This is a genomic window from Binatus sp. (SeqCode), assembly GCF_035272065.1.
Taxonomy (GTDB): Bacteria; Desulfobacterota; Binatia; order Binatales; family Binataceae; genus Binatus.
Window position 1 is genome coordinate 70966 of sequence record NZ_DATEQZ010000023.1, and the last position, 21670, is coordinate 92635.

The 21670-nt window shown below is 62.0% G+C and carries 25 protein-coding genes and 1 pseudogene; 7 read left to right on the plus strand and 19 right to left on the minus strand.

The window, feature by feature from the left end; genetic code table 11:
- Window positions 1-14: 14 nt before the first annotated feature.
- Window positions 15-1070, minus strand: a complete 1056-nt coding sequence (locus VJX68_RS02855) for an alcohol dehydrogenase family protein (RefSeq protein ID WP_324094134.1) — start codon at window positions 1068-1070, stop codon at window positions 15-17.
- Window positions 1071-1289: 219 nt separating this feature from the next.
- Between VJX68_RS02855 and VJX68_RS02860 the strand changes: the two genes are divergently transcribed.
- A complete protein-coding gene (locus VJX68_RS02860) occupies window positions 1290-1751 on the plus strand; it encodes a universal stress protein (RefSeq protein ID WP_324094135.1) in 462 nt (153 codons plus the stop codon).
- A gap of 373 nt (window positions 1752-2124) precedes the next feature.
- Here the strand turns inward: VJX68_RS02860 and VJX68_RS02865 are convergent, their stop codons facing one another.
- The 4 genes from VJX68_RS02865 to VJX68_RS02880 are packed head-to-tail and all read right to left on the minus strand — an operon-like array spanning window position 2125 to window position 6184.
- On the minus strand, window positions 2125-2394 hold the full coding sequence (locus tag VJX68_RS02865) for a MoaD/ThiS family protein (protein ID WP_324094136.1): 270 nt from the start codon (window positions 2392-2394) through the stop codon (window positions 2125-2127).
- A gap of 54 nt (window positions 2395-2448) precedes the next feature.
- Window positions 2449-4737 carry a xanthine dehydrogenase family protein molybdopterin-binding subunit gene (locus tag VJX68_RS02870; protein WP_324094137.1) on the minus strand — a complete coding sequence of 763 codons (2289 nt, stop codon included), beginning with the start codon at window positions 4735-4737 and terminating at the stop codon, window positions 2449-2451.
- A 39-nt stretch (window positions 4738-4776) separates the two neighbouring features.
- Window positions 4777-5277: a (2Fe-2S)-binding protein gene (locus VJX68_RS02875; protein ID WP_324094138.1), complete on the minus strand. Its 501-nt coding sequence runs from the start codon at window positions 5275-5277 to the stop codon at window positions 4777-4779.
- 37 nt (window positions 5278-5314) lie between these two features.
- Entirely contained in the window at window positions 5315-6184 is an 870-nt protein-coding gene (locus VJX68_RS02880; protein ID WP_324094139.1) for an FAD binding domain-containing protein, read from the minus strand.
- Window positions 6185-6346: 162 nt separating this feature from the next.
- Here VJX68_RS02880 and VJX68_RS02885 point away from each other — a divergent pair, with 162 nt between their 5' ends.
- Both VJX68_RS02885 and VJX68_RS02890 read left to right on the plus strand, forming a co-directional pair.
- Window positions 6347-6688, plus strand: a complete 342-nt coding sequence (locus VJX68_RS02885) for a type II toxin-antitoxin system RelE/ParE family toxin (protein ID WP_324094140.1) — start codon at window positions 6347-6349, stop codon at window positions 6686-6688.
- A gap of 10 nt (window positions 6689-6698) precedes the next feature.
- Window positions 6699-7031: an XRE family transcriptional regulator gene (locus tag VJX68_RS02890; protein ID WP_324094141.1), complete on the plus strand. Its 333-nt coding sequence runs from the start codon at window positions 6699-6701 to the stop codon at window positions 7029-7031.
- A gap of 130 nt (window positions 7032-7161) precedes the next feature.
- Here the strand turns inward: VJX68_RS02890 and VJX68_RS02895 are convergent, their stop codons facing one another.
- The 6 genes and pseudogenes from VJX68_RS02895 to VJX68_RS02920 form a co-directional block, all read right to left on the minus strand.
- Window positions 7162-7392, minus strand: coding sequence for a HigA family addiction module antitoxin (locus tag VJX68_RS02895; protein ID WP_324094142.1), 231 nt, complete (start codon window positions 7390-7392; stop codon window positions 7162-7164).
- 32 nt (window positions 7393-7424) lie between these two features.
- Window positions 7425-7565 (minus strand): annotated as a pseudogene (locus VJX68_RS02900) (type II toxin-antitoxin system RelE/ParE family toxin); the annotation flags it as partial.
- Window positions 7566-7749: 184 nt separating this feature from the next.
- Window positions 7750-8844 carry a phosphotransferase family protein gene (locus VJX68_RS02905; RefSeq protein WP_324094144.1) on the minus strand — a complete coding sequence of 365 codons (1095 nt, stop codon included), beginning with the start codon at window positions 8842-8844 and terminating at the stop codon, window positions 7750-7752.
- A gap of 21 nt (window positions 8845-8865) precedes the next feature.
- Entirely contained in the window at window positions 8866-10056 is a 1191-nt protein-coding gene (locus tag VJX68_RS02910; RefSeq protein WP_324094145.1) for an acyl-CoA dehydrogenase family protein, read from the minus strand.
- 81 nt (window positions 10057-10137) lie between these two features.
- Window positions 10138-10878: a class I SAM-dependent methyltransferase gene (locus VJX68_RS02915; RefSeq protein ID WP_324094146.1), complete on the minus strand. Its 741-nt coding sequence runs from the start codon at window positions 10876-10878 to the stop codon at window positions 10138-10140.
- Window positions 10879-10927: 49 nt separating this feature from the next.
- The gene (locus VJX68_RS02920; RefSeq protein WP_324094147.1) at window positions 10928-11689 is read right to left on the minus strand and encodes a class I SAM-dependent methyltransferase; all 762 of its coding nucleotides are present in this window, start codon (window positions 11687-11689) and stop codon (window positions 10928-10930) included.
- A 188-nt stretch (window positions 11690-11877) separates the two neighbouring features.
- Between VJX68_RS02920 and VJX68_RS02925 the strand changes: the two genes are divergently transcribed.
- Complete coding sequence (locus VJX68_RS02925; protein ID WP_324094148.1) at window positions 11878-12594, plus strand: VOC family protein; 717 nt, start codon at window positions 11878-11880, stop codon at window positions 12592-12594.
- On the opposite strand, the gene VJX68_RS02930 is transcribed toward VJX68_RS02925, so the two are convergent.
- The 4 genes from VJX68_RS02930 to VJX68_RS02945 all read right to left on the minus strand — a co-directional run bounded on the left by VJX68_RS02930 (window position 12545) and on the right by VJX68_RS02945 (window position 17558).
- Window positions 12545-14245 carry an alkaline phosphatase family protein gene (locus VJX68_RS02930; RefSeq protein ID WP_324094149.1) on the minus strand — a complete coding sequence of 567 codons (1701 nt, stop codon included), beginning with the start codon at window positions 14243-14245 and terminating at the stop codon, window positions 12545-12547. The two genes, VJX68_RS02925 and VJX68_RS02930, sit on opposite strands and share 50 nt — an antisense overlap.
- Window positions 14246-14481: 236 nt before the next feature.
- On the minus strand, window positions 14482-15699 hold the full coding sequence (locus VJX68_RS02935) for a DEAD/DEAH box helicase (RefSeq protein WP_324094150.1): 1218 nt from the start codon (window positions 15697-15699) through the stop codon (window positions 14482-14484).
- Window positions 15700-16209: 510 nt separating this feature from the next.
- Window positions 16210-16974, minus strand: coding sequence for a crotonase/enoyl-CoA hydratase family protein (locus VJX68_RS02940; protein ID WP_324094151.1), 765 nt, complete (start codon window positions 16972-16974; stop codon window positions 16210-16212).
- A gap of 26 nt (window positions 16975-17000) precedes the next feature.
- Window positions 17001-17558, minus strand: coding sequence for a GNAT family N-acetyltransferase (locus VJX68_RS02945; protein WP_324094152.1), 558 nt, complete (start codon window positions 17556-17558; stop codon window positions 17001-17003).
- Window positions 17559-17637: 79 nt separating this feature from the next.
- Between VJX68_RS02945 and VJX68_RS02950 the strand changes: the two genes are divergently transcribed.
- The 3 genes from VJX68_RS02950 to VJX68_RS02960 are packed head-to-tail and all read left to right on the plus strand — an operon-like array spanning window position 17638 to window position 19252.
- Window positions 17638-18201, plus strand: a complete 564-nt coding sequence (locus VJX68_RS02950; protein WP_324094153.1) for a beta-ketoacyl-[acyl-carrier-protein] synthase family protein — start codon at window positions 17638-17640, stop codon at window positions 18199-18201.
- Entirely contained in the window at window positions 18159-18806 is a 648-nt protein-coding gene (locus VJX68_RS02955; RefSeq protein ID WP_324094154.1) for a thiolase C-terminal domain-containing protein, read from the plus strand. Before VJX68_RS02950 ends, VJX68_RS02955 begins: the two co-directional genes overlap by 43 nt.
- 5 nt (window positions 18807-18811) lie before the next feature.
- Window positions 18812-19252: a Zn-ribbon domain-containing OB-fold protein gene (locus VJX68_RS02960; RefSeq protein WP_324094155.1), complete on the plus strand. Its 441-nt coding sequence runs from the start codon at window positions 18812-18814 to the stop codon at window positions 19250-19252.
- Between the two features lie 7 nt (window positions 19253-19259).
- On the opposite strand, the gene msrB is transcribed toward VJX68_RS02960, so the two are convergent.
- The 4 genes from msrB to VJX68_RS02980 form a co-directional block, all read right to left on the minus strand.
- Window positions 19260-19898 carry a peptide-methionine (R)-S-oxide reductase MsrB gene (gene msrB / locus VJX68_RS02965; RefSeq protein ID WP_324094156.1) on the minus strand — a complete coding sequence of 213 codons (639 nt, stop codon included), beginning with the start codon at window positions 19896-19898 and terminating at the stop codon, window positions 19260-19262.
- A gap of 80 nt (window positions 19899-19978) precedes the next feature.
- Complete coding sequence (locus VJX68_RS02970; protein ID WP_324094157.1) at window positions 19979-20353, minus strand: PIN domain-containing protein; 375 nt, start codon at window positions 20351-20353, stop codon at window positions 19979-19981.
- Window positions 20350-20514: a hypothetical protein gene (locus VJX68_RS02975; protein ID WP_324094158.1), complete on the minus strand. Its 165-nt coding sequence runs from the start codon at window positions 20512-20514 to the stop codon at window positions 20350-20352. Before VJX68_RS02975 ends, VJX68_RS02970 begins: the two co-directional genes overlap by 4 nt.
- Before the next feature lie 123 nt (window positions 20515-20637).
- Window positions 20638-21670: sulfate/molybdate ABC transporter ATP-binding protein (locus tag VJX68_RS02980; protein WP_324094159.1), on the minus strand; the 1033-nt coding region annotated here is incomplete at its 5' end.

Consider the following 21670-nt stretch of genomic DNA (forward strand, 5'->3'; position numbering starts at 1 on the left):
GAGGGAAGGAAGCTTTAGGGCTTTAGTAGGACCTTCATTACGTTGTCTTTTCTTGCGTTGAAGATTTCGTAGCCTTTGGCGGCGTCGTCTAGCGGCATTATGTGGCTGATCAGGGGGCGTGGGTCTAGCGTGCCGTGCTCGATCAGGCGGGATAGTTGCGGGATGTGGGCGTTGATGTTGGCGAGGCCGATGCGGAAGGTCAGGTCGCGCATGAAGGTGTAGCCGATTGGGAAATTGAAGGACGGGGCGGCGAAGACGCCGATTACCGAGACTGTGCCGCCGCCGCGGGCGGCCATTATTGCGGCCGTCAGGGCGGCGTCGTTGCCGACTGCTTCGATCGTTACGTCGGCGCCGCGGCCTTCGGTGCGGTCCAATATCGTTTGATTCGCTTGATCGATATTGACTGCGTTTGCACCGAGCTTGCGCGCGAGTTCGAGGCGGTACGGGATGCTGTCAACGGCGATCACTTCGGCGGGGCCGAAGAGTTTTGCGCTCATCACCGCGCATAGGCCGACCGGACCGCATCCGAAGATTGCGACCGTGTCGCCCGGGCGGATGTTGCCGTTGATTGCGCCGAAGTAGCCGGTCGGCAGGATGTCGGCGAGGAAGACTGCGACGTCATCGTCGATCGCGTCGGGGAGAGGATAGCAGGTGTAATCGGCCATCGGGACGCGGACCGCTTCGGATTGCTCGCCGCCCAGCCATCCGAGCTTGCCCGCGGAACTCGAGCCGTAGCCGAATACCGCGCCGCCGCTCTCGGCGCATTGCGAGGGCTGCCCGCGGCGGCAGAAGAAGCATCGCCCACAAGCGACCAGGCCGGACACGACGACGCGCTGGCCTTTTTTCAGGCGATCGACGCCGGCGCCGACTTCCTCGATAACGCCGACGCCTTCATGACCGAGCACGAAGCCGGGCTCGATGGGATAAGCGCCGTGATAGGGGTGCAGGTCGGAGCCGCAAATTCCGGCGCGCGTGATTCGCACGAGCGCGTCGGTGGGCGTTTGGAGGGCGGGGTCGTCAACGCGCTCGACGCGCACGTCATGGGGTCCGTGAAAGACAGTTCCTTTCATTTTTTTCACCGTCGATAGCGTGCGGGTTCAGGAGAAGAGGCAGAATCTTGAATCGCGCGAGACGCGCTGTAATCAGACCCTCACCTTCATCCTCTCCCTTATAGGGAGACGGGAGGAAATCCAAGCCGAATTAACGGGATAATGCCACGGCGCGGTGCGGGTTTGCAGAGGCGGCGAAGCGCATGGTAATTGCAGGGTTCCCGATACTCGGAGGGTCCTATGATTCAGAACGTTAAGAAGATTCTCGCGCCGATCGACTTTTCCGTACACTCGATGGAAGCGATGCGCGGCGCGATGGAGCTGGCGAAGGACATCGGCGCCGAAGTTCACCTGGTGCACGTGATCGCGCCGCATCACAGTTACATCCCGTTGATCCTGGTTAACAACGCCGAACAGAGCCGCGAAATCGCGCGGGAAGCCGCGATGATCGAGCAGGCGGAAGAAGAACTCGCGCGCATCAAGAAGGACGACTTCGGCGATTCGAAAAAGGTCTTCACTTTTGCGGTGGTCGGACCTCCGGTGCAGAAACTCGTCGAATACGCCAAGGAGCAGGCGATTGATCTGATCCTCATGGCGACGCACGGCCGCACCGGCGGCGAGCATTTGATGGGCAGCGTGACCGAGAAGGTGGTGCGCAACTCGCCGTGCTCGGTGCTGGTCTTCCGTCCCCGCGCCCGCTAATCCAAAACAGCAAGGACATTTCCGGCGGCTTGGGCTGTCGTCGCGTGCGGCCGCCGAGACATTAGCGCAACTTATGTAGGCCAAGCAGACTGGTCCTCTTTGGTGTCGATTAAAACCTGATTTTCGGTCTGGTTAGCGTCGGCATCCTGAGGTAGTTTGTCCGCAAGCCGGTCGGGCAACCCTCTCGAACAAATGAAAAGGGCCAGGCAGATTGCTCCACCCAGCCCGTAGCCAACCGGGAAAAGGGGGGCAAACCCCGGCCAGCCACCGTATTGTACTTAACTGCCAGTGAGTTGCAAGATGGGCGAGGATGTCGCCGAACTCGTCTATCGACGACTAAGATTCCAGTTTTCGACCGCGGTATTTAAGGCGCTTACACCCCGCCCCCACCGAGCGCGGGGATGAAATGCACTTCGCTGTTCTCGCTGACGGAATCGAGCACGCCGCCGGTTGCGATTTCGCCGTCGATCGACACCGCGATCGAGGGGCGGATATCTCCGTCTTCGAGTAACTGCTGGTCAATTCCGGGGAACTGTTCGCCAAGATGGCGAACCAGTTCCCTGATCGATTTTCCTGGAATCTCGACGCGCTCGAGGCCGCCGGTGAACTTGCGCAGCAGTGCGGGAATCACGACAGTCGGCATAGCGAAAACAAAAGGGGGGCGAGCATTAGCCCGCCCCATTTTGATCACTCCTGATCAATCCGCCGCGGCTGAATGTTGTGTCGAGCCGCGATGCTTCAGCATCGCCTTCAGCAACTTCGGCGGCGACATCGGCGTCTCCGTCATCCTGACGCCCACCGCGCGATAGATCGCGTTGGCGACCGCTGCGACCGGCGGCACGATCGACACTTCGCCGACGCCGCGCACGCCCAGCGGATGCCCCGGGTTCGCCTCCTCGACGACGATCGTTTCGATCATCGGCAAGTCGAGGCAGGTCGGCATCCGGTAGTCGAGGAAGCCGGAGTTACGCAGCGTGCCCTTGTCGTCGTAGAAGTATTCCTCGTTCAACGCCCAGCCGATTCCCTGCGCCGTTCCACCCTGCATCTGTCCTTCGACGTAGCTCGGATGAATCGCCTTGCCGGCATCCTGCGCTACGGTACATCGCAGGATTTGCACCTTGCCGGTGTCGGGATCGACTTCGACGTCGACGCAGGTTGTCGCAAATCCAGGTCCCACGCCGCGCGCGTTCACGCTCGCGCGACCGGTGATCGGTCCGCCGGTGCGGGGGAAGCGGGGCGCGAGTTGCTTGATCGACATCGGCGGAACGCTGTTGCCTTTCGCGTGGAGCATCCCGTCGCGGAATTCCACCTCGTCGGGTTTTTTCTCCCAGACCTTGGCGGCGCGTTCGATCAACTGGCGCTCGGCGTCCTTGGCAGCTTCGTACACCGCCATCCCGGTGGCGAAAGTGACGCGGCTGCCGCCGGTTACGTCGGTATGGCCGATGGAGTCAGTGTCAGCGGTTATCGGGCGTACGTCAGTCACCGGGAGACCCAGCACTTCGGCGGTGATCATCGCCATCGAGGCGCGCGAGCCGCCGATATCCGGCGAGCCGGTCACGACGCTGGCGGTTCCGTCGGTGTGGATATTCACCGTCGCCGAGGACTGCATCCCGGCGTTGAACCAGAACCCCGACGCGACGCCGCGACCGCGGAACTTGCCGGTCAGTTTCGACTTGTAGTGCGGGCTGTTCCTGATCGCTTCGCAGGTCTGGATGAATCCGATGCGCTTGAAGGGCGGGCCGACGACTTGGGCCGCGCCTTCCTTGACGCCGTTCTTGATGCGGAAGTCCAGCGGATCGATTCCGCACTTCTCGGCGAGCTCGTCGATAATCGTCTCGGAGGCGAACGCGGCGTTGGTTGCGCCCGGCGCGCGGTAGGCCGCGGTCTTGGGGCGATTGACGACGACGTCGTAGGCGTCGATTCGAAAATTCTCGATCGTGTACGGAGCGATGATGCACATCGCGCCCGCGCCGACCGGCGAGCCTGGGAACGCGCCCGCCTCGTACGCCATCCAGATTTCGGCGGCGACGAGTTTGCCGTCCTTGGTCGCGCCCATCTTCACTTTGATCTTCGAGCCCGACGTCGGACCGCTCGCGCGGAGCACTTCCGAGCGCGACATGACGAGCTTGACGGGGGCGCCGGTCTTCTTCGACAGCAGGACAGACAGCGGTTCGAGATAGATGGTGGTTTTGCCGCCGAAGCCGCCGCCGATTTCAGCCGGCACGACTTTGATGTGACCCACGGGCATCCCCAGCACCTGCGCGCTGAGCGAGCGCACGTCGAAGGCGCCCTGCGTCGAGCAGTAAATCGTCGCCTGTCCGTCGGAGTTGTAGATGCCGACGGCATTGTGCGGCTCGATATATCCCTGGTGGACCATCGCGGTGTTGAACTCGCGCTCGATCACGTAGTCGGCGGACTTGAATCCCGCCTCGAGGTCGCCGCGCTTGAACTGGTAGTGCTGCGCGACGTTGGTCGGTTTGTCGCCTTCCTCCTTGTTGCGCAGGTCCTTCAGCAGAATCGGCGCGCCCGGCTTGGTCGCGACGTCCACGGTCATCACGGGCGGCAGCACTTCGTACTCGACTTCGATGAGGCGCAGAGCTTCCTCGGCGATATGCGGGCTGGTCGCGGCGACGGCGGCGATCGCGTGGCCGTCGTACAGCGCCTTGTCGTGCGCGAGGATGTTCATCGACAGGTACATCGGGTTTATCGCCATCTCGCCGGCCTGCTCGATCTTGTTCTCCGCCTGCGGGAGATCTTTCGACGTGACGATCGCCTTGACGCCGGGGAGCTTGAGCGCCTTGTCGATTTTGATCGATTTGATGTTCGCGTGAGCGTGCGGGCTGCGCAGCACTTTGCCGTGCAGCATGCCGGGGAACGCGTAGTCGGCGCCGTACTTCGCGCGGCCGGTCACTTTGTCAACGCCGTCGTGCCGAATCGGGCGCGTGCCGATAACTTTGAAATTGCCAGTCGTGGTTGATGCCGCCATGGCCTATTACCTCTCGAATCTCAGCGTCGTTGCTATGCTCTATCGGGCGGCCGCTTTGCCTTCGCCCTGCGCGCGAATATCCGCGGCCGCGTCGAGCACCGCTTTCACAATTTTGTCGTAGCCGGTGCATCGGCAAAGGTTACCGGCGAGCGCGTAGCGAACTTCGTGCTCGGTGGGTTTCGGATTGCGATCGAGCAGCGACTTCGCCGAAATCAGGAATCCCGGCGTGCAGATGCCGCACTGCAGGGCCGCGTGCTCGAGAAACTTGCTCTGCAAAACGCTAAGCACGCCGGCGGTGGCGAGTCCCTCGACGGTCGCGATGCGCTTGCCTTGCGCCTCGACGCCGAGCATCAGGCACGAGCAAACCGCGCGGCCGTCAACCAGCACCGTACACGCGCCGCAATCGCCGGTCAGGCATCCTTCCTTCGAGCCGGTGAGTTCGAGCACGTCGCGCAGGGTTTCGAGCAGGCTTTGGCGCGGCTCGCATAGGAACTCGACCGTCTCGCCGTTAATCGTCGCTTCTACCAGGGTCTTTTTCATAACTCTATGCCGTATGTTTTTTCGTGGCGGCTGTGATTCAAGACTTCTTTGCGCGCTCGGCGGCGATCGTCAGCGCGCGGCGGGTGAGCACGCCGGCGATGTGCAGCCGAAATTCCGCCGTCCCGCGCATGTCGTCGATTGGCTTGCAGACCTCGCTCGCCGCGCGTCCCGCAGCTTCGAGCGAAGCGTCGTCGAGTTTCTTGCCGATGAGCGCGTCGGCGGCTTTGCTCGCGAGCAGCGGAGTCGCCGCGACCGCGCCCAGTCCGATGCGCGCCGCCTTCACCTTGTCGCCGTCGAGCGTAACCGACGCGCCCACGCCGACCACTGCGATATCCATCTCGTTGCGCGGGATGAATCGAAGATACGCGTCGCTCGAATGCGGCGCCGGCGCGGGGACCAGCAATTCGACCAGCAACTCGCCGGGCTTGAGCACGGTGCGTCCGGGCGACACGACGAACGACTCGACCGGCACCTCGCGCTCGCCGCTTGGGCCGACGATTCGGGCGCGCGCACCGAGCGCAATCAGCGCAGGCGTGGTATCCGCGGCCGGCGATCCATTGCACAGATTGCCGCCGACCGAGGCGCGGTTCTGAATCTGCAGCGAGCCGATCAGATGCGCCGCCTCGGTCAGGCCGGGGTAATGCTTGCGCATCAGGTCGCTCTCGCTAATCTCGATGCAGGGTACGGCCGCGCCGAGGCGCAATCCCTTCTTCGCGTCGAAGGAGAGAGTCCGCAGCTCCTTGATTTTCTTGACGTCGACGAGATGCTCGGTGCGGCGGACTCCGGCGCGGAGCTGGATGAGAATATCGGTGCCGCCGCAGAACGGGCGGGCATTTTCGCCGTGCGTTTTGAGGATGCTGACCGCCTGATCGAGGGTGCTAGGGGCTTCGTAATTGATGGCGTGCAAGAGTGGAAAACCTCCGGGTCGGGCCAAGATTATACCCGCCTTTATACCTTGGATAGCCTAGATGCCGCTCGCTGAAAAGAGCACGGCAGAAGGTTCCTCACAATCTCAGACAGAATTCCGCGCTTGCTCTTGATGTCGAATCTGACATAGACTAAAGGTCCAGTGGCCAAGGCGCAAGACAAACCCTTGGTCTGGCTGCATGGCGAGATCAAGACACCGCCATTTTCCAAGGAAGGACGAATCGAGACCGGGATACTGCTGCGGCGTTTACAACGGGGCGAGAATCTCTCCTTGCCACATTCGCGGCCGATGGTTGCGATGGGAGCCCGGTGTCACGAGCTGAGGGTCGTCGATCGTGACGAAACGTGGCGAATAATCTACCGAACCGATCCGGACGCCATCGTCGTAGTGGAAGTGTTCAGCAAGAAGACTCGTCGAACACCGCCTGCAGTGATCGACCGGTGCAGGTCACGGTTGCTGCGATACGACGAACTAGCCGGGTAAGGAATGAACGATGGATAAGCGCAAAAGACAGCGACTGGAAGGTGCGGGATGGAAGGTCGGTGGCACAGCCGATTTCCTGGGTCTAAGCGAAGAGGAAGCCGCGCTGGTTGCGGTTAAGCTCGGGCTCGCAAGCGCGGTAAGAAAGCAAAGAAGCCGGCGCCGAATGACTCAAGAGCAGCTCGGCCGCCTGCTGGGCTCGAGCCAGTCGCGAGTGGCGAAAATGGAAGCTGCCGATCCTTCCGTCAGTATCGACTTGATGGTGCGGTCCCTTCTGCGAATGGGCGCGAGCAGAAAAGACGTAGCTTCCTATATCTCTACGCCAGCGCCGCGACGCGCGGCGTAACGCGGGCCGGAGCCGCTCGCTGGAAAGGGCGCGGGAACACGGAGTAGAGCGTCACGCTGCGCGCCTGCGCGGCTGGACCTCGCGTTCGATTTTCGGCGTTAGTTCGTCCTTCGCTTTTTCGAGATCGTAATCACTCTGCAATCCGAGCCAGAATTCCGCGGACGTGCCGAGATAGCGAGCGAGACCGAAGCGCGGTGTCCGCCGAGATAGCGCGCTCACCCTTCACGATTTCCCCGATACGATTAGCCGGTACGCGCAAATCCATCGCCAACCGATGAATGCTGATACCGGTCGGAACGATGAAGTCCTCGTGCAGCACTTCGCCGGGATGAAGCGGCGGGATTTTCTTTTTGCGAGCCATGTTTGCGTGCCTCCAAAATTTATCTCGAAATTTCAGTGGTAGTCGACGATTTCCACGTCGTACGCGTCCCTAACGTTCCAGACGAAGCAGACGCGATACTGGTCGTTGATTCTGATACTGTGCTGGCCGGTGCGATTTCCCTTCAGTGCTTCAAGCCGGTTTCCTGGCAATGCGCGATGTTTGCGATGCTTTCGAATTTCGGAATCCATTCGCGATTAAAGATCGCCCGAGTGTCGCGGTCGCGGAAGCTCCGGATCACGCAGTCAGATATTGCACGTGCCGCGTTGTATGTGAAGCATCCAATGAGAAGCATGCATTGAACGCTGCGAGTGTCAGAAGCTGGGGAGCGCGGAGTGATTAGCTCTTGAACCCCAGGCGGGACGCCACCTGGGCTGCTGCAAGCGCGAGTGCCGGCGCCATTGGGCCCATTAGGGCGAAGCGGGGGTCGGTGGTTTGGCCGCGGACGTAGCGGACGTAGATTTGCTCGACTACCGTCGCGGTCTTCCAGTGCGCCCACGCCCAGTAGTACGGCATGCCGCTTACGTCGCGGCCGGTGCGGGTTGAATAGCGATGCAGCAGTTCGTCGCGGGTCAGGAAGCCGCGGCGCAGCGTGTGCGCCTCGCCCTGGGAGGTCGCCAGCAGCTCGGACGGGTCGTTCTTATCGCGCCAGTAGTTCATCACGATTCCGAGATCGACCAGTGGATCGCCGATAGTCGACATCTCCCAGTCGAAGACACCGACTATCTCGCCGTGATTCACCGCACCGACCATGACGTTGTGCAGGTAGAAGTCGTTGTGCACGAGCACCGGCGGTGGTGACACCGGCATGTTGTCGAGAAACCATGTGCCGAGTTTTTCCATCAGAGGCACTTCGCGGGTTTTGGCTTTCTCCCATCGCGCCATCCAGCCGGTGATCTGACGCTTCAAGAATCCGTCGGGCTTGCCGAGCGTGGCGAGTCCAATCGCCGCGTAATCGACGCCGTGCAAATCGGCGAGCGTGTCGATGAATCCCTCTGACATCGCGCGGAAAGTTGCGGGGTCGTTGCCGAGCTCGGCGGGCAGCGGCTGGCGATTTTTGATGACGATGCCGGTGCGACGTTCCATCACGAAGAAAGGCGCGCCGACGATCGACGCGTCGTCGCTGTAGAGCATCCCGCGCGGTGCCGGCTTGAAGACTTCCCACAGGCGCGAGAGCACCCGGTATTCGCGGCCCATGTCGTGGCCACCGACGGGCAGCGGGCCGAACGGCGGACGGCGCATGACCCATTCGCGGCCGTCGAAGCGCAGCAGGTAGGTGAGATTCGACGAGCCGCCTCGAAATTGCTGGACGATCATCGGCGCATCGGCGCCGGGAATCTTGTCGTGCAGATACGCGGCGAGCTTGCCCCAGTCGAGCTGCTCCTCGTCGCGGACGTCGCCGAATTCGGGGACGATTTCTACCGCTTCAGGCATCCGTGATGCGCAACCGTCTCGTCACTTATATTTGCGCAGCTCGCGGCGCGCGATCGTCATGCGATGCACTTCGTCGGGGCCGTCGGCGATTCGGAGCGCGCGGCTGTCGCGCCACATCCGGGCGATCGGGAAGTCGTCGCTGACGCCGGCCGCGCCGAACACCTGGATTGCGCGATCGAGCACGACCATCACCATGTTCGCGCACATCACCTTGATCATCGCGATCTCGTTGCGCGCGGCGCTTTTGCCCGCGGTGTCCATCTTCCACGCCGCATGCATGACCATCAGGCGGCACGAGTCGATCTCGATTCGCGAGTTGGCGATCCATTCCTGGATGTTGGACTTGTCGGCGAGGAAGCTGCCGTGCGTGAAGCGCGTGCTCGCCCGCTTGCACATCAGCTCGAGCGCGCGCTCCGCGATTCCGATGGTGCGCATGCAGTGGTGGATGCGTCCGGGGCCGAGCCGCGCCTGAGAGATGGCGAAGCCGCCGCCTTCCTCGCCGAGCAGGTTGGTCACGGGCACGCGGCAGTCCTTGTAAATTATTTCGCAATGCCCGCCGCCGCCGGTGTGGCCCATCACGGGCACCGGGCGAATCAGGTTGAATCCCGGAGTGTCGGTCGGGACGATAATCTGGCTCGCGCGGCGATGCGGCTCCGCGTCGGGGTCCGTCACGACCATCGCGATCGCAAACGCCGAGCCGATCGCATTCGACGTGAACCACTTGTGGCCGTTGATCACGTAGTTGTCGCCGTCGCGAACCGCGCGGGTCTTGAGCTGTGTCGGATCGGAGCCCGGAGTGTCAGGCTCGGTCATCGAGAAGCAGGTGCGAATCTCGCCGTCGACGCACTTCTGCAGCCACTGCCTTTTCTGCTCGGGGGTGCCGAACTCGGCGAGGATTTCCATGTTGCCGGTGTCGGGCGCCATGCAGTTGAACGCGCGCGCGCCGATCGGGCTGCGGCCCATCAGCTCGCACAACGGAGCGTACTCGTAGTTCTTGAGGCCGGCGCCGAATTTTTCGTCGGGCAGGAAAAGATTCCAGAGGCCTTCGGCCTTGGCTTTTTTGCGGACGTCCTTGAGCGATTGCGGCTCGGTATTCCCGCTCTCGCCCATCGCGCGCTGAACTTCCTTCTCAATGGGGAAGACGTACTGGTCCATGAAGTCGGAGACGCGCTTTCGCAACTGTTCGGTCTTGGGGGTCAGCGAAAAGTCCATTTCGTTCCTCGCGAGGTCTAATGATTTGTATCGCAACAGGTAACCCAGATCGGAAGGAAATGAAAGCGAGCGCGAACTGAGTTAGGCGGCTGGTTTGCGCATCACGTAGAAGACGTAGCCGTAGGCGTCGTGATAGGCGCGGAAGAGATCGTGCTCGCGACTCGCCTCGTCGAGGGTGGCGAGCGCCTCGCGATCGTCCGCATATTTTTCGCGCAGCTCTTCGACCCGCCGCTCAGCCGGCTCGTAATAGTTGCGCCAATCCTGCGGGGGGAGCACGAACCCGTCCATATTGACGTAGCCCGCTTCGGCCACGAGCTGGCAGTTACGCTCGATCGAGCCCATGCCGGGATAACTTCGCCCCCAGTATTCGGCAGGTTGGGCCGGCGGATTGGGCACCAGCCACGTCAGTTCGGAGACCGCGAGCCATCCTCCCGGTTTCAGGAGCCGCCGCCACGCGCCGAGGCCCTCGGCGAATCCGGCGATATAAATTGCGCCCTCGGACCAGATCAGATCGAATGACGCGTCGGCGAAATCCATGTCGAACATCGAGGTATTGAGCATCGTCACCTGCGGCAGGACTCCAGCCTCGCCGGCGCGTTCGGCCAGTTCGTCGAGGAATCGTTGGCGGATATCGACTGCGACCAGCCAGCCGCCGGTGGCGCGCGCGAGCTCGATAGTTTGCGCGCCGGGACCACAGCCGACATCCAGGATTCGCGGACGCGACGGCAGCCCGCGGACCAGGCCGAGCGCTCGCAGCGTCGTTGCCGGGGAGCCGGGCGCCTGTCGCGGCAGGCCCTCGGTCAATTCGCGGAAGATGCTCATCTGACCCGGCATACTGCCGCCGGACGCGGGGGAACTCAAACGCCGGGTATCAGGCGCGCGGCTTATCGGCGGCAAATCGGAGGCGCACGTAGTCGGCGAACCACTTGCCGCTGGAGTCGCAGAGATCGGGACGAAGGGCTTCGCGAACCTCGTCGATAAAAGCCGCGCGCTCGCTTTCCGCCAGCGGCGCCATGAAGCTCTGCGCAAACGTCTCGAGCCATCCATTGATTTGGGTCGGCAGCGGAGTGGGGCGGGGAATCAATGCGATATACCTGACGGCGAATCCGCGGCGCGCGAGCCGTGCGGAATAATCCTCGATGGTCGGGAAGTACCACGGATTGAGCGCGTCGCCGTCGATGCCGCGGCGGCGAAGCGCCTCGATCAGCGCGCGCTTGATCGTTTCGACGCAGCCGTAGCCGCCGAACTCGCCGACGAAGCGGCCGCCGGAGCGGAGCGCGCGCCAGACGCCCGCGATCACGTCGTCGGGCGGCTTCATCCAGTGGATTGCAGCGTTGCTGAACACGGCGTCGAACTCGGCGTCGAAGGCCAGCCGCTCGCCGTCGGCGACGCGTGCGTCGAGACCGAGGCGCCGGGCGGCTCCGATTTGAGGAGCGCTCGAATCGATGCCGACGACGTCGCATCCAATCTCAGAGAGCTTCTTCGTGAGCGCGCCGTCGCCGCATCCGAGATCGAGGATTCGCTCGCCGGCGCGCGGCGCCAGCAACTCGACCACCGGCGCGCCGAGGTCGGAGACAAAGCGTGCGTTGCGCGCGTAAGCGTCGGGGTCCCAGCTCTGGTTGGTGTTCGTCATGTACTTAACTATAGTTAATAGTATCTACGATGCAACAGTCTGGAACTTCGTCGAGCTGCTGCTGTGTGTCATCCTTCCTTCCGCTCGCGTTGCTCGCTTCGTCAGGATGACAAAAAGAGAAAAACCTCAGATGGTTGAATCTAATTGGAACGATGCGCGACGATAGGTGGGCATCACAGGAGACCGAAATGGAACTGGCGAAACGATTCATCGACATAGGAATTTTCACCAACCGGGTCGACGAGATGCGCGCGTTTTACGGCGAGCGAATCCGGCTGCCCTATGAGGAGATGCTGCCGGTCGGCGGCGGCGTGCGGCAATATCGCTACGGATTGCTCGGCTCGGTGCTCAAAATAAATCACTCGCGCGATCCTCTGCCAGCGCGAATCGCGGGCGGCTACCGCAAGCTTTCGATTTCCGACCCACGCACTCCGATGCCGCTGCCGATGCAGGACCCCGACGGCAACGACATCGAGCTGGTGCCGAGCGGGCAGCGCGGCGTCAATCAGATCGAGATCCATCTAGGCGTCACCGACGAGGCCGCATTCGAGCATTTCTACGGCGACGCGCTGAATGCGGAACGCCTCGGCGCCGGCCGCTTCAAGCTGGGCGAGACTATTGTCAGCGTCCGCCACGATCCCAACGCTACGCGCGCTCCGAAATCGCCGTCGGCCAGCGCGACGGATGTTATCGCGTCGATGCGCTTAGTAGGCATGCGCTACATCACGGTGCAGGTGCGCGACTGCGACAGCGAGCATCGCCGCTTCATGTCGATGGGCGTGTGGGAAGGTGCGGCGCCGGTGACGCTGGGCACGGTCGCGCGGATTTCATTCATCCGCGACCCCGATGGCAACTTCATTGAGATTTCGCAGCGGGCGTCGCTGACTGGACCGATCGCGAGTTGACCGGAGCCACCGTAGGCGCGGCCGGCGGCTCGGAAACGAGCAGCGAACGCACGATCGGCACTAGCGCAAGTTGCGACGGTTCGTCGCCTGCGATGCCATCGACCAGCCGCTTGAGCTTGGCGCCCGGATAGTCTTTGCGCGCAACGATCAGCGGGATGTGACTGTCCTGCGGCGACGCACTGCCACGCCACGAGTGATACGGCGCCGAGAAGTAGTAGCGATCCTGGATCGGCTGGTTCAGCCCCGACCGCGACAGTAGCAGGACGTCGCCGGCGCGATTGCCGTACGGTCCCGCGCTCAGCCATCGCATCCGCCGGTTGAGCTGGATCAGGTCGGGCCGCCGATGCGCTAGCAGGTAAAGCCAAATCGGCACCAGCCGATGCCCGTCGAAGATTTCGTACTCGTTCGTATTTATTCCCGGCGGCGTCGGAACGCGCGCGAAGACGAGGTCGAGCGTGTCCTTCATGGCCGGCACCGGCCTGCCGTTCTTGTTCGAGTAGTAAAACGCGCGCGCGACCGGCAGCACGTCTTCCTTGTACCGCGGTGGACGCTTCCAAGCGCAAGTCATGCCGGGATTGGGACAGGTCGAGCGGTCGGCCAGGTACACGTAAGCGATCGCGCCCTGGTAGGCGAAAGCCGCCTGGTAATCCTGCTCGTCCTTGCCGGGATCCAGCACAAATTTTCGCGGGCGAAATCCCGCGGCCTCGATGACCGCGGCTGGCCCGGCGCTGGTATCGGCGCCGAGTGCGTGGCGTGGGTCCTTAAGCACGGGGGTGTGGCCGTGATCGGCAATCACCACGACGTAAGTCTGATCGAGGATTCCGTAATCGCGGTACGCGTCGAGAATCTTGGCAACGAGAGGATCGGTCACATTCTCGAGGTACGCGATTTCCATCGGCAACGGGTCGGGCGCGAGATGAGTGTACAAATCGATCCCCGGGAAATAGACGACCTGGATATTCGGCACGCCCTGAGCTTTCATTGAATCGAGCAGCTTCGGCACCGAGTCCTCATCCATTTGCTGGTAGATGTCGCGCTTACCCGACGAGTGGATGTCCTTGCCGGCCACGAATTCCGTGAACAGCTTGACCATATCGGTGGAATCGATGATCGTAAAATAATCGGCGCCGCGATAAACCATGTTCATGGAGACCGCCGATCTCACTCCTGCCTGCTGAAACAGCGTCGGGACCTTCAGCTTCCTGCCGACCAGGTTGTCGGTGATCATCGCGCGGTTGTCGTCCATCTCTTCGACCGAGACCGGCACCGGCGCGTAAAATTTCATCTCCTCGCGCACGAACCATTCGTTGCCGGGCACTCCGTTCTGTGACGGCGGCGCGCCGGTAAAGATTGCCGACCATGCCGCGACCGTCGTCGAGGGCAGGATGCTGACCGCGTTTGGTGCCGAGTAGGCGTGTTCGTACAGCCCGCCGCCCTCGTCCTTGCCAAGCATCCCGGCCATCGCGGGCGCCTTGCCCGAGTTGATCGCGGCCATCAACTGATCGTAACCGGCGCCGTCGAAGGCAAAGATCAATACGTACGGACCACTCGGCTCGACCGGCCGAGGCTCGCGCTTGACCTGTTTCTCGCCACGATTGAGGAAAAGTTTGACCGAGCTGCATGAGGCCAGGGCCAGGACGGCAACAGACATCGAGACCAGCGCACAGCGGATGAGGATCGAGACAGGCTTATGGCACAGCATTTATATTCGATGCTATTCCAAATCGATTTTCGGAAAAACTTAAATTGGCAGATCCGGCAGGGATTTTTCGTACTGACGCGCGAAGAAGCGCCCGGTTGATTCAGCGACCAAACCTTATATCCACCGAGCCGATCGCGGATGCGATCGGCTCGGCGGTAGGACTCATTTCCGGAGGATCGTGGCGATTACGCCCAGCGTGAGCGCGGGCGGTTGCGCGTCGAGCGATTGCGCGCACCCGACGAGCGGAACACGGTCACCGGCTTCGGCGCATGAATTTCGATTTTCTCGAAACCCTCGACGTGCTCGCGATCGAGCACGTTGCCCAGCGTGCGTTCGAGCCGCGCCAGGTTGACGCGCTCCTCTTGCGTGACCAGGCTGATCGCCTCGCCCGCTTTGCCCATCCGGGCCGTGCGGCCGATGCGATGGATGTAGCCTTCGGTTTCATCGGGAAGGTCGAAGTTAATCACGTGCGAAACGTCGGGGATGTCGAGTCCGCGGGAGGCCACGTCGGTCGCGACCATCACGCGATACTTCTTCGCGCGGAAGCCCGCCAGCGCCGCGTTGCGCTGGCTCTGTGAGCGGTCGCCGTGAATCTGCACCGCCTTGATGTTGGCGCGGATCAGCAGCTTGGCGACCCGGTCCGCGCGGCTCTTGGTCCGCGTGAAAACGATCGCGCTCTCCACTTCGGGACGCTTGAGAATCTCTAACAGCACGGGCCCCTTGTTCTCGAGCGTGACCGGATAGATCGACTGGCGAATCTGCGACGGCGGCGCGGCCTTGGTCCCGCCGACCGTGACGCGCTCGGGATTGGTCAGAAATTCGCGCGCAATCATCTCGGGACCGGACGCCATCGTCGCCGAGAACATCATGGTCTGGCGATGCTTCGGCACCATCCGCATGATGCGGCGCAGTTGCGGCAGGAAGCCCATGTCGAGCAGCCGGTCGGCTTCGTCGATTATGACGACTTCAACTTTGTCGAGCTTGACGATGCCGCGCTCGATAAAGTCGATAAGCCGTCCGGGACACGCGACGAGCACTTGCGCGCCCTTGCGGATCTGGTCGATCTGGTGACGCTCGGATTCGCCGCCGACGACGGTGGCGCAGCGGATGTGCGTATGACGTGCGATCAGATCGAACTCGCGCGCAGCCTGCGCGGCGAGCTCGCGCGTCGGCATGATCACAATCGCGGCAAGGTGCCGCGTGTTCTTGCGATGCAGCCGGTCTATGGTCGGGATCAGAAAGGCCGCGGTCTTGCCGCTGCCGGTTTCAGCCGTGGCAACCACGTCGCGCCCGCTGAGCGCAACCGGGATAGCTCCGGCCTGGACCGGGGTCGGTGTGTGATGACCGCGGTCTTTGATTGAACGATGGATCTCTGGCGATACGGGAAATTCAGAAAACGACAAACAGTATCCTATGGTTCAGAGCCCCGGATTCCAGTTCAGAAGTATGCCGAACTTGTGGGTCTGATGGGTTGAGAGGGTGGCGTCACGGAATCCGACGCGCGCATAAAGTCACGATTGACTTGTACATAAGGATACAGGAAGCAGTGAAGCGGCACAATGGCCCCCATGGCCAGTAGGGAAACTCAATTGTATGTGAAACCCTCCTGGGTTTCACGCTTCCTTAGGCAGGGGTGACCCCTGCACCCAGTATTGGGAGAAGGATGCGGGACTTCTTCCCTGTTAGAATTTTTTTCTGTCATTCTTGAGCGAAGCGAAGAATCCCGGCTCCTTCGTTACCTCTCCCAAGCAAGTGGCCGGCGACAGAGTCGCCAGCTGCGGGAAAGATCCCCAACCAGTTCGAACAGGGACGAAGTCCCGCATCTTCTTTCTTAATGCTAAGGTGCGGGATTTAACCCTGCCCAAGGAAGTGTGAAACCCACGGAGGGGTTTCACTACAATAGAGTTCCTTCTCTAAAACTTCCCATGCCTCCCCACTCCCGACGCGAACCTCTCCGCGCCCGCGCGCGTCTCGCCTGAATTGATCGTTGCGATTCCGTACCGGTACTCGTTCTTGAGCGCGTCGTCGAGCGGCAATGTCCACGCCTGGTAAGCGGACATCCGGTCCCCGCGCATGCATCGCTGCGGGAAGCTCGCGATCTGTTTGGCAAGCTCGCGCGCATGTGTCAGCCCGGTGCCCGGCTCGACGACGCGATTCGCGAGGCCCATCGCGAACGCCTCTTCGCCCGAGACGCCGCGGCCCGTCAAGATCATGTCCATCGCACGGCTCATCCCGATAAGACGCGGCAATCGAATCGTGCCGCCGTCGCAAAGCGGCACACCGAAGCGGCGGCAATAGACACCGAAAGTCGCATCGCGCGCGGCGACGCGGAGGTCGCACCACAGCGCGAGCTCGATTCCGCCCGCGACGGCGAAGCCCTCGACCGCCGCGATGACAGGCTTACTGAGCAGCATCCGCGTGCATCCGAGGGGACCGTCGCCGGTTTCGGACACGCGATTGCCGCGAGCAGTCGCGACCGCTTTCAGATCGGCGCCAGCGCAAAAGGTTTTACCCGCGCCCGTCAGGATCGCGACCGAGAGCGCGTTGTCGGCGTCGAAGCGGCGGAACGCGTCGGCGAGTGCTGCGGCGGTCGGTTGATCGATCGCGTTGCGGGCCTCGGGGCGGTTGATGGTTACGATTGCGATTTCATCTTCGACTACGAACTCGACCAGGCTCATCGAATGACCTCCGCGATTGAAAAAACTTACTTTTTCAACATTTCATTTGTCGAGCGATGAAGATGTACGACGCCGGAATCGAAAGACCGATCGGTCTCGAAACCACTGTGCGCGAACACCTCCAGCATCGGCCGGTTCTCGCCCAGCACGTCGGCCTCGAATTCCGTGACCGCGTTTGCATCGGCGATCAGACGCAGATGTTCGAGCAGCAGTGTGCCTATACCGTGGCCCTGGAACTCGTCCAGTACCGCGAACGCGACTTCCGCGCGACGTGGGTCCGCGCCGCAAATGTAACGGCCGACGCCGATGAAGCGCTCGCGACCGTTCTGGGTCAGCGTCGCCGCCAAGCCGACGTGATTTTTGAAGTCGAGCTCGGTCAGCCGCCGGAGATCCTGCGGCGACAGATCGCGTTTGATCCCCATGAAACGAAAATACACGGACTTCTCGCTGAGGCCCGTGAAATGCTCGTGCAGGCGATCCTGATCGTCAGGGCGAATCGCACGGATTCGGATCGGGGCGCCGTCGAGCGTCATCGCATCGACGCAATAATCCCGCGCGTCACCGAGTATGTCGCGATCTGCCATCGAACTGGAGGTCGAGTATAGCGGCGTTTCCGCTTGGAATCTTGCGCGCATTTCGCTAAGGCGATCGGAGCGGCGCACGATGAGCGAATTCACAATCAAGGACAAGACCGCGATCGCCGGCGTCGGCGAGACCAAGTACTACAAGCGCGGCGCCGCGCCGGTCAGCGAATTCCGCCTCGCGCTCGAAGCGATTCAGCGCGCGGCCGACGACGCCGGCCTGCCGGTGACCGCGATCGACGGTATTGCGTCCTACAGCAACGACCGCAACGATTCGGTCCGCGTCGCGACCGCGCTCGGGCTGCCGGAGTTGCGCTTCACCAACATGTTCTGGGGCGGCGGCGGCGGAGGAGGATCGGGTGCGATTGGCAACGCGGCGGCCGCGATCGTCGCCGGCTTCGCCACCTGCGTGGTTGTGTATCGAGCGCTGGCGCAGGGGCAGTTCGGACGCTTCGGCGCGACGCCGGCGATGCGTACGATTTCCGGCCCTATCGCCTACACCTGGCCGTACGGGATGTCTACGCCCGCGCAATGGATCGCGCTGCGCACGCGCCGCTTCATGCACGAGCACCACATCACGCAGGACCGCTCGCGGCGATCGCGATGGCCTGCTATCACCACGCGCAGTTCAATCCGCGCGCGATAATGTACGGCCGCCCGCTGACGCGCGAGGCCTACGACGAGTCGCGATGGATCGTCGAGCCGTTTCATCTTTACGACTGCTGCCTCGAGAACGACGGCGCCGCGGCGGTGATCGTCACCAGCGCCGAGCGCGCGCGCGATCTCAAGCAGAAGCCAGCGTACGTCATGGCGTCGGCGCAAGGCTCCGACTTCCGCCAGGGCGCGGCGGCCGAGAATGGTCCCGACTACGCAACCTCGAACTTCAAGACGCTCGCGCCGCGCCTTTACGCGATGGCGGGAATCGAGCCCAACGATGTTGACGTGGCGCAGGTGTACGAGAATTTTACGGGCGCGGTGATGACCAGTATTGTCGAGCACGGCTTCTGTCATCCCGACGAGGTGATGGACTTCTGCACCTTCGAAAATCTGACCGCGCCCAATGGCAAGCTGCCGACCAATACGAGCGGCGGAAATCTCGCCGAGTGCTACATGCACGGCCTCGAGCTGATCATCGAAGCGGCGCGCCAAATCCGCGGTACGTCGACGTGCCAGGTGAAAGACGCCGAGATTTCAATGGTCGTGTCCGGCCCGATGGTCGCGCCGGTGAGCGATCTGATCCTGCGCGGGTAGACGAGATGTCGAACGACACTAAAACCTACTTGCCCGCAGGAATGCCGGCACCCGAAGCGACGCGCGACGGGCTAGACAAGGAGTTCTGGGAGGCGGCGAAGCGTCACGAGCTGGTCGTGCAGAAATGCAATTCATGCGGGACGTTTCAATTCGGCCCCGAATGGATTTGTCACAAGTGCCACACCCTCGACCTCGGATGGCATCGCGTGTCCGGCCGCGGCCGCGTGTATAGCTGGGAGCGCGTGTGGCATCCTGCGCATCCCGCGCTGAAATCCGCGTGTCCTTATATTGTAGTGGTTGTGGAGCTGCCCGACGCCGGCAACGTCCGCATGGTCGGCAATCTACTAGGCGATCCGATGCGCGAAGTTGAATTCGATGCGCCGGTGGAGGCCGTCTTCGAGGATCACCCCGAAGGCTTCTCCTTGATTCAGTGGAAGCTGGCCTAACGCTGACTCAAGTCTTTTCCGGTTCCTCGGCCTTGATGAACTTTAGCGACGCGGAATTCATGCAGTAGCGGAGCCCGGTCGGTCGCGGGCCGTCGTCGAAGACGTGGCCGAGATGCGCGTCGCATCGCGCGCACATCACCTCGGTCCGCTTCATGAAAAATGTTCGGTCGGTCTCTGTCTTGACGTTCTCGGGCGCGATCGGCTGATAGAAGCTCGGCCATCCCGTGCCCGATTCGAACTTGGTGTCCGAGCTGAACAGCGCGTTGCCGCAGCAGATACATCGATAGAGACCCTTGTCGTGATTCTCGGCGTACGAGTTTGAAAACGGGCGTTCGGTGCCTTTTTTGCGCGTGACCTCGAACTGCTCCGGGGTCAGCTCCTTGCGCCATTCCGCGTCGGTCTTGACGACTTTATCTACCATCACGAGTCCCTTTCTCTGTCCGGAATCGGTGAACTCAACGATCGATACTTTGACTATACCCGACGCACCCGAATCCGGCGAATCGCCGGACGCATCGGCGGTGACGCCTCTTTCGGCGTAGCCGAATGCGATGATCGCAGGTACCGCGGCAATCGCGGCAACGAATGCCCGCCGCCCGATCAGGCGATCGTTCTGACCATTCGAATGAGTACTACTTTCAGCCAATTTTCGATCCGTTGTCTTGATCACTGTACATTAGACAACGCGGTCGAAGCCGGCGTGGTTCCCGAAAACTCACTCTTCGGCTATTCGAGAGTCAGACCTGCGTGGGTCGCAAAGTTGCGAAAGTCACGGTCGCGCGTCACTAACGAGACTTCGTGGTCGATACATGACTGCGCGATAAGGGTGTCGGCGAGTCGCGCCTTGAGACCGCGACGCAGAAGACGGGCTCGGAGCTCGCCGGCGCGTTCCCAATAGCCGTCGAAAATTTCAAGTCGCGGAACGGCGCGAATCAAAGTTCCAATCTCCGCACGAACCGCGGGGTCGGTCAGAAGTTCAGTCACAACCACCGGCGGAAAAATACCCTGGCGGAACCTCAACGCTTCTTCGACCGCAGCCACGTCCCTCCCGCGCTCGCCGGAAAGGAAAGCGATGGTGGAACTGGTATCGAGAGCAATCATCTTCGGTCCTGTCGCAGCTCGCGGAAATCGATCGAGAATTTCACCTTACCGCGCATTTTCAGCAGCCCGTCGTAGGCTTCACCGGCCGCCAGCAACTCCAGTCCTTTGCGCACCGTTTCGCTGACCCCGGCGCGAGCAGCTCGTTGCGCCTTGTTCAGCAAGTCACTGCGGACGTGCACGGTAATCTTTCGCTCCGCTTTCACTGCCGTAGACCATACCAGAAATGGATGCCGTAACATATATGGCAATTAGGCCTTATGCGATAGCTCGCGATGTGCGCAACGCTAAATCTGATATACGAACAGCTTCTGTTCCTTGGGTTTCAGGAACACGTTCGCGCCCGTCTCCAGATTCAGCACCTGGTAGCGCTCGTGGCTGATTTCGACCTGCACCATGTCGCCCCATTCGGCGACCAGCTCGACTTTGACCTGCGGCCCCGCCGGATTGATCGATTTCACCGTTGCCGGGAAGGTCTGCTTGCCGTTGGGCCTCAGCACGATTTCAAGCAAGTGCGGCCGCACGTAGAGGACCGCCTTGCCGGTCTCGGGATGCGCGTGCGCGTGGGTATTCTCGAGCTCGACGGCGGTGTCGCCGAGGAACACGCGGCCGTTCTCGATTCGGCCGTGGAACAGGTTCACGTTGCCCAGGAAGTTGTACACGAACGCGTTGGCGGGATGGTGATAGACTTCCTCGGCCGAGCCGATCTGCTCGATGCGCCCCTGGTTCATCACGACGATCCGGTTGGCGAGTTCCAGCGCCTCTTCCTGGTCGTGCGTGACGAAGACGCTGGTTATTTTGATCTCGTCGTGCAGCCGCCGCAGCCATCGGCGAAGCTCCTGCCGCACCTTGGCGTCGAGCGCGCCGAACGGCTCGTCCAGTAACAGGACTTTCGGCTCGACGGCGAGGGTGCGTGCGAGTGCGACGCGCTGGCGCTGCCCGCCGGAAAGCTGCGAGGGGAAGCGATCGGCAAGGAAGTCGAGTTGCACGAGTTTCAGCAGCTCGTGCACGCGCCGGGCGATCTCGGCTTCGGTCGGTCGTGCGTTCCGTGGTAGCACACGCAGTCCGAACGCGACGTTTTCGAACACCGTCATGTGGCGGAACAGCGCGTAGTGCTGAAAGACGAAACCGACCTTGCGCTCGCGAACGCTCACGTCGCTCGCGTCCTCGCCGTGGAAGAGCACTTCGCCGGTGTCGGGCGTCTCCAGCCCCGCGATTATCCTCAGCAGCGTGGTCTTGCCCGAGCCCGACAGCCCCAGCAGCGCGACCAGCTCGCCGGTTTCGATATGCAGGTTGATATTGTCAACCGCAACGAAGTCG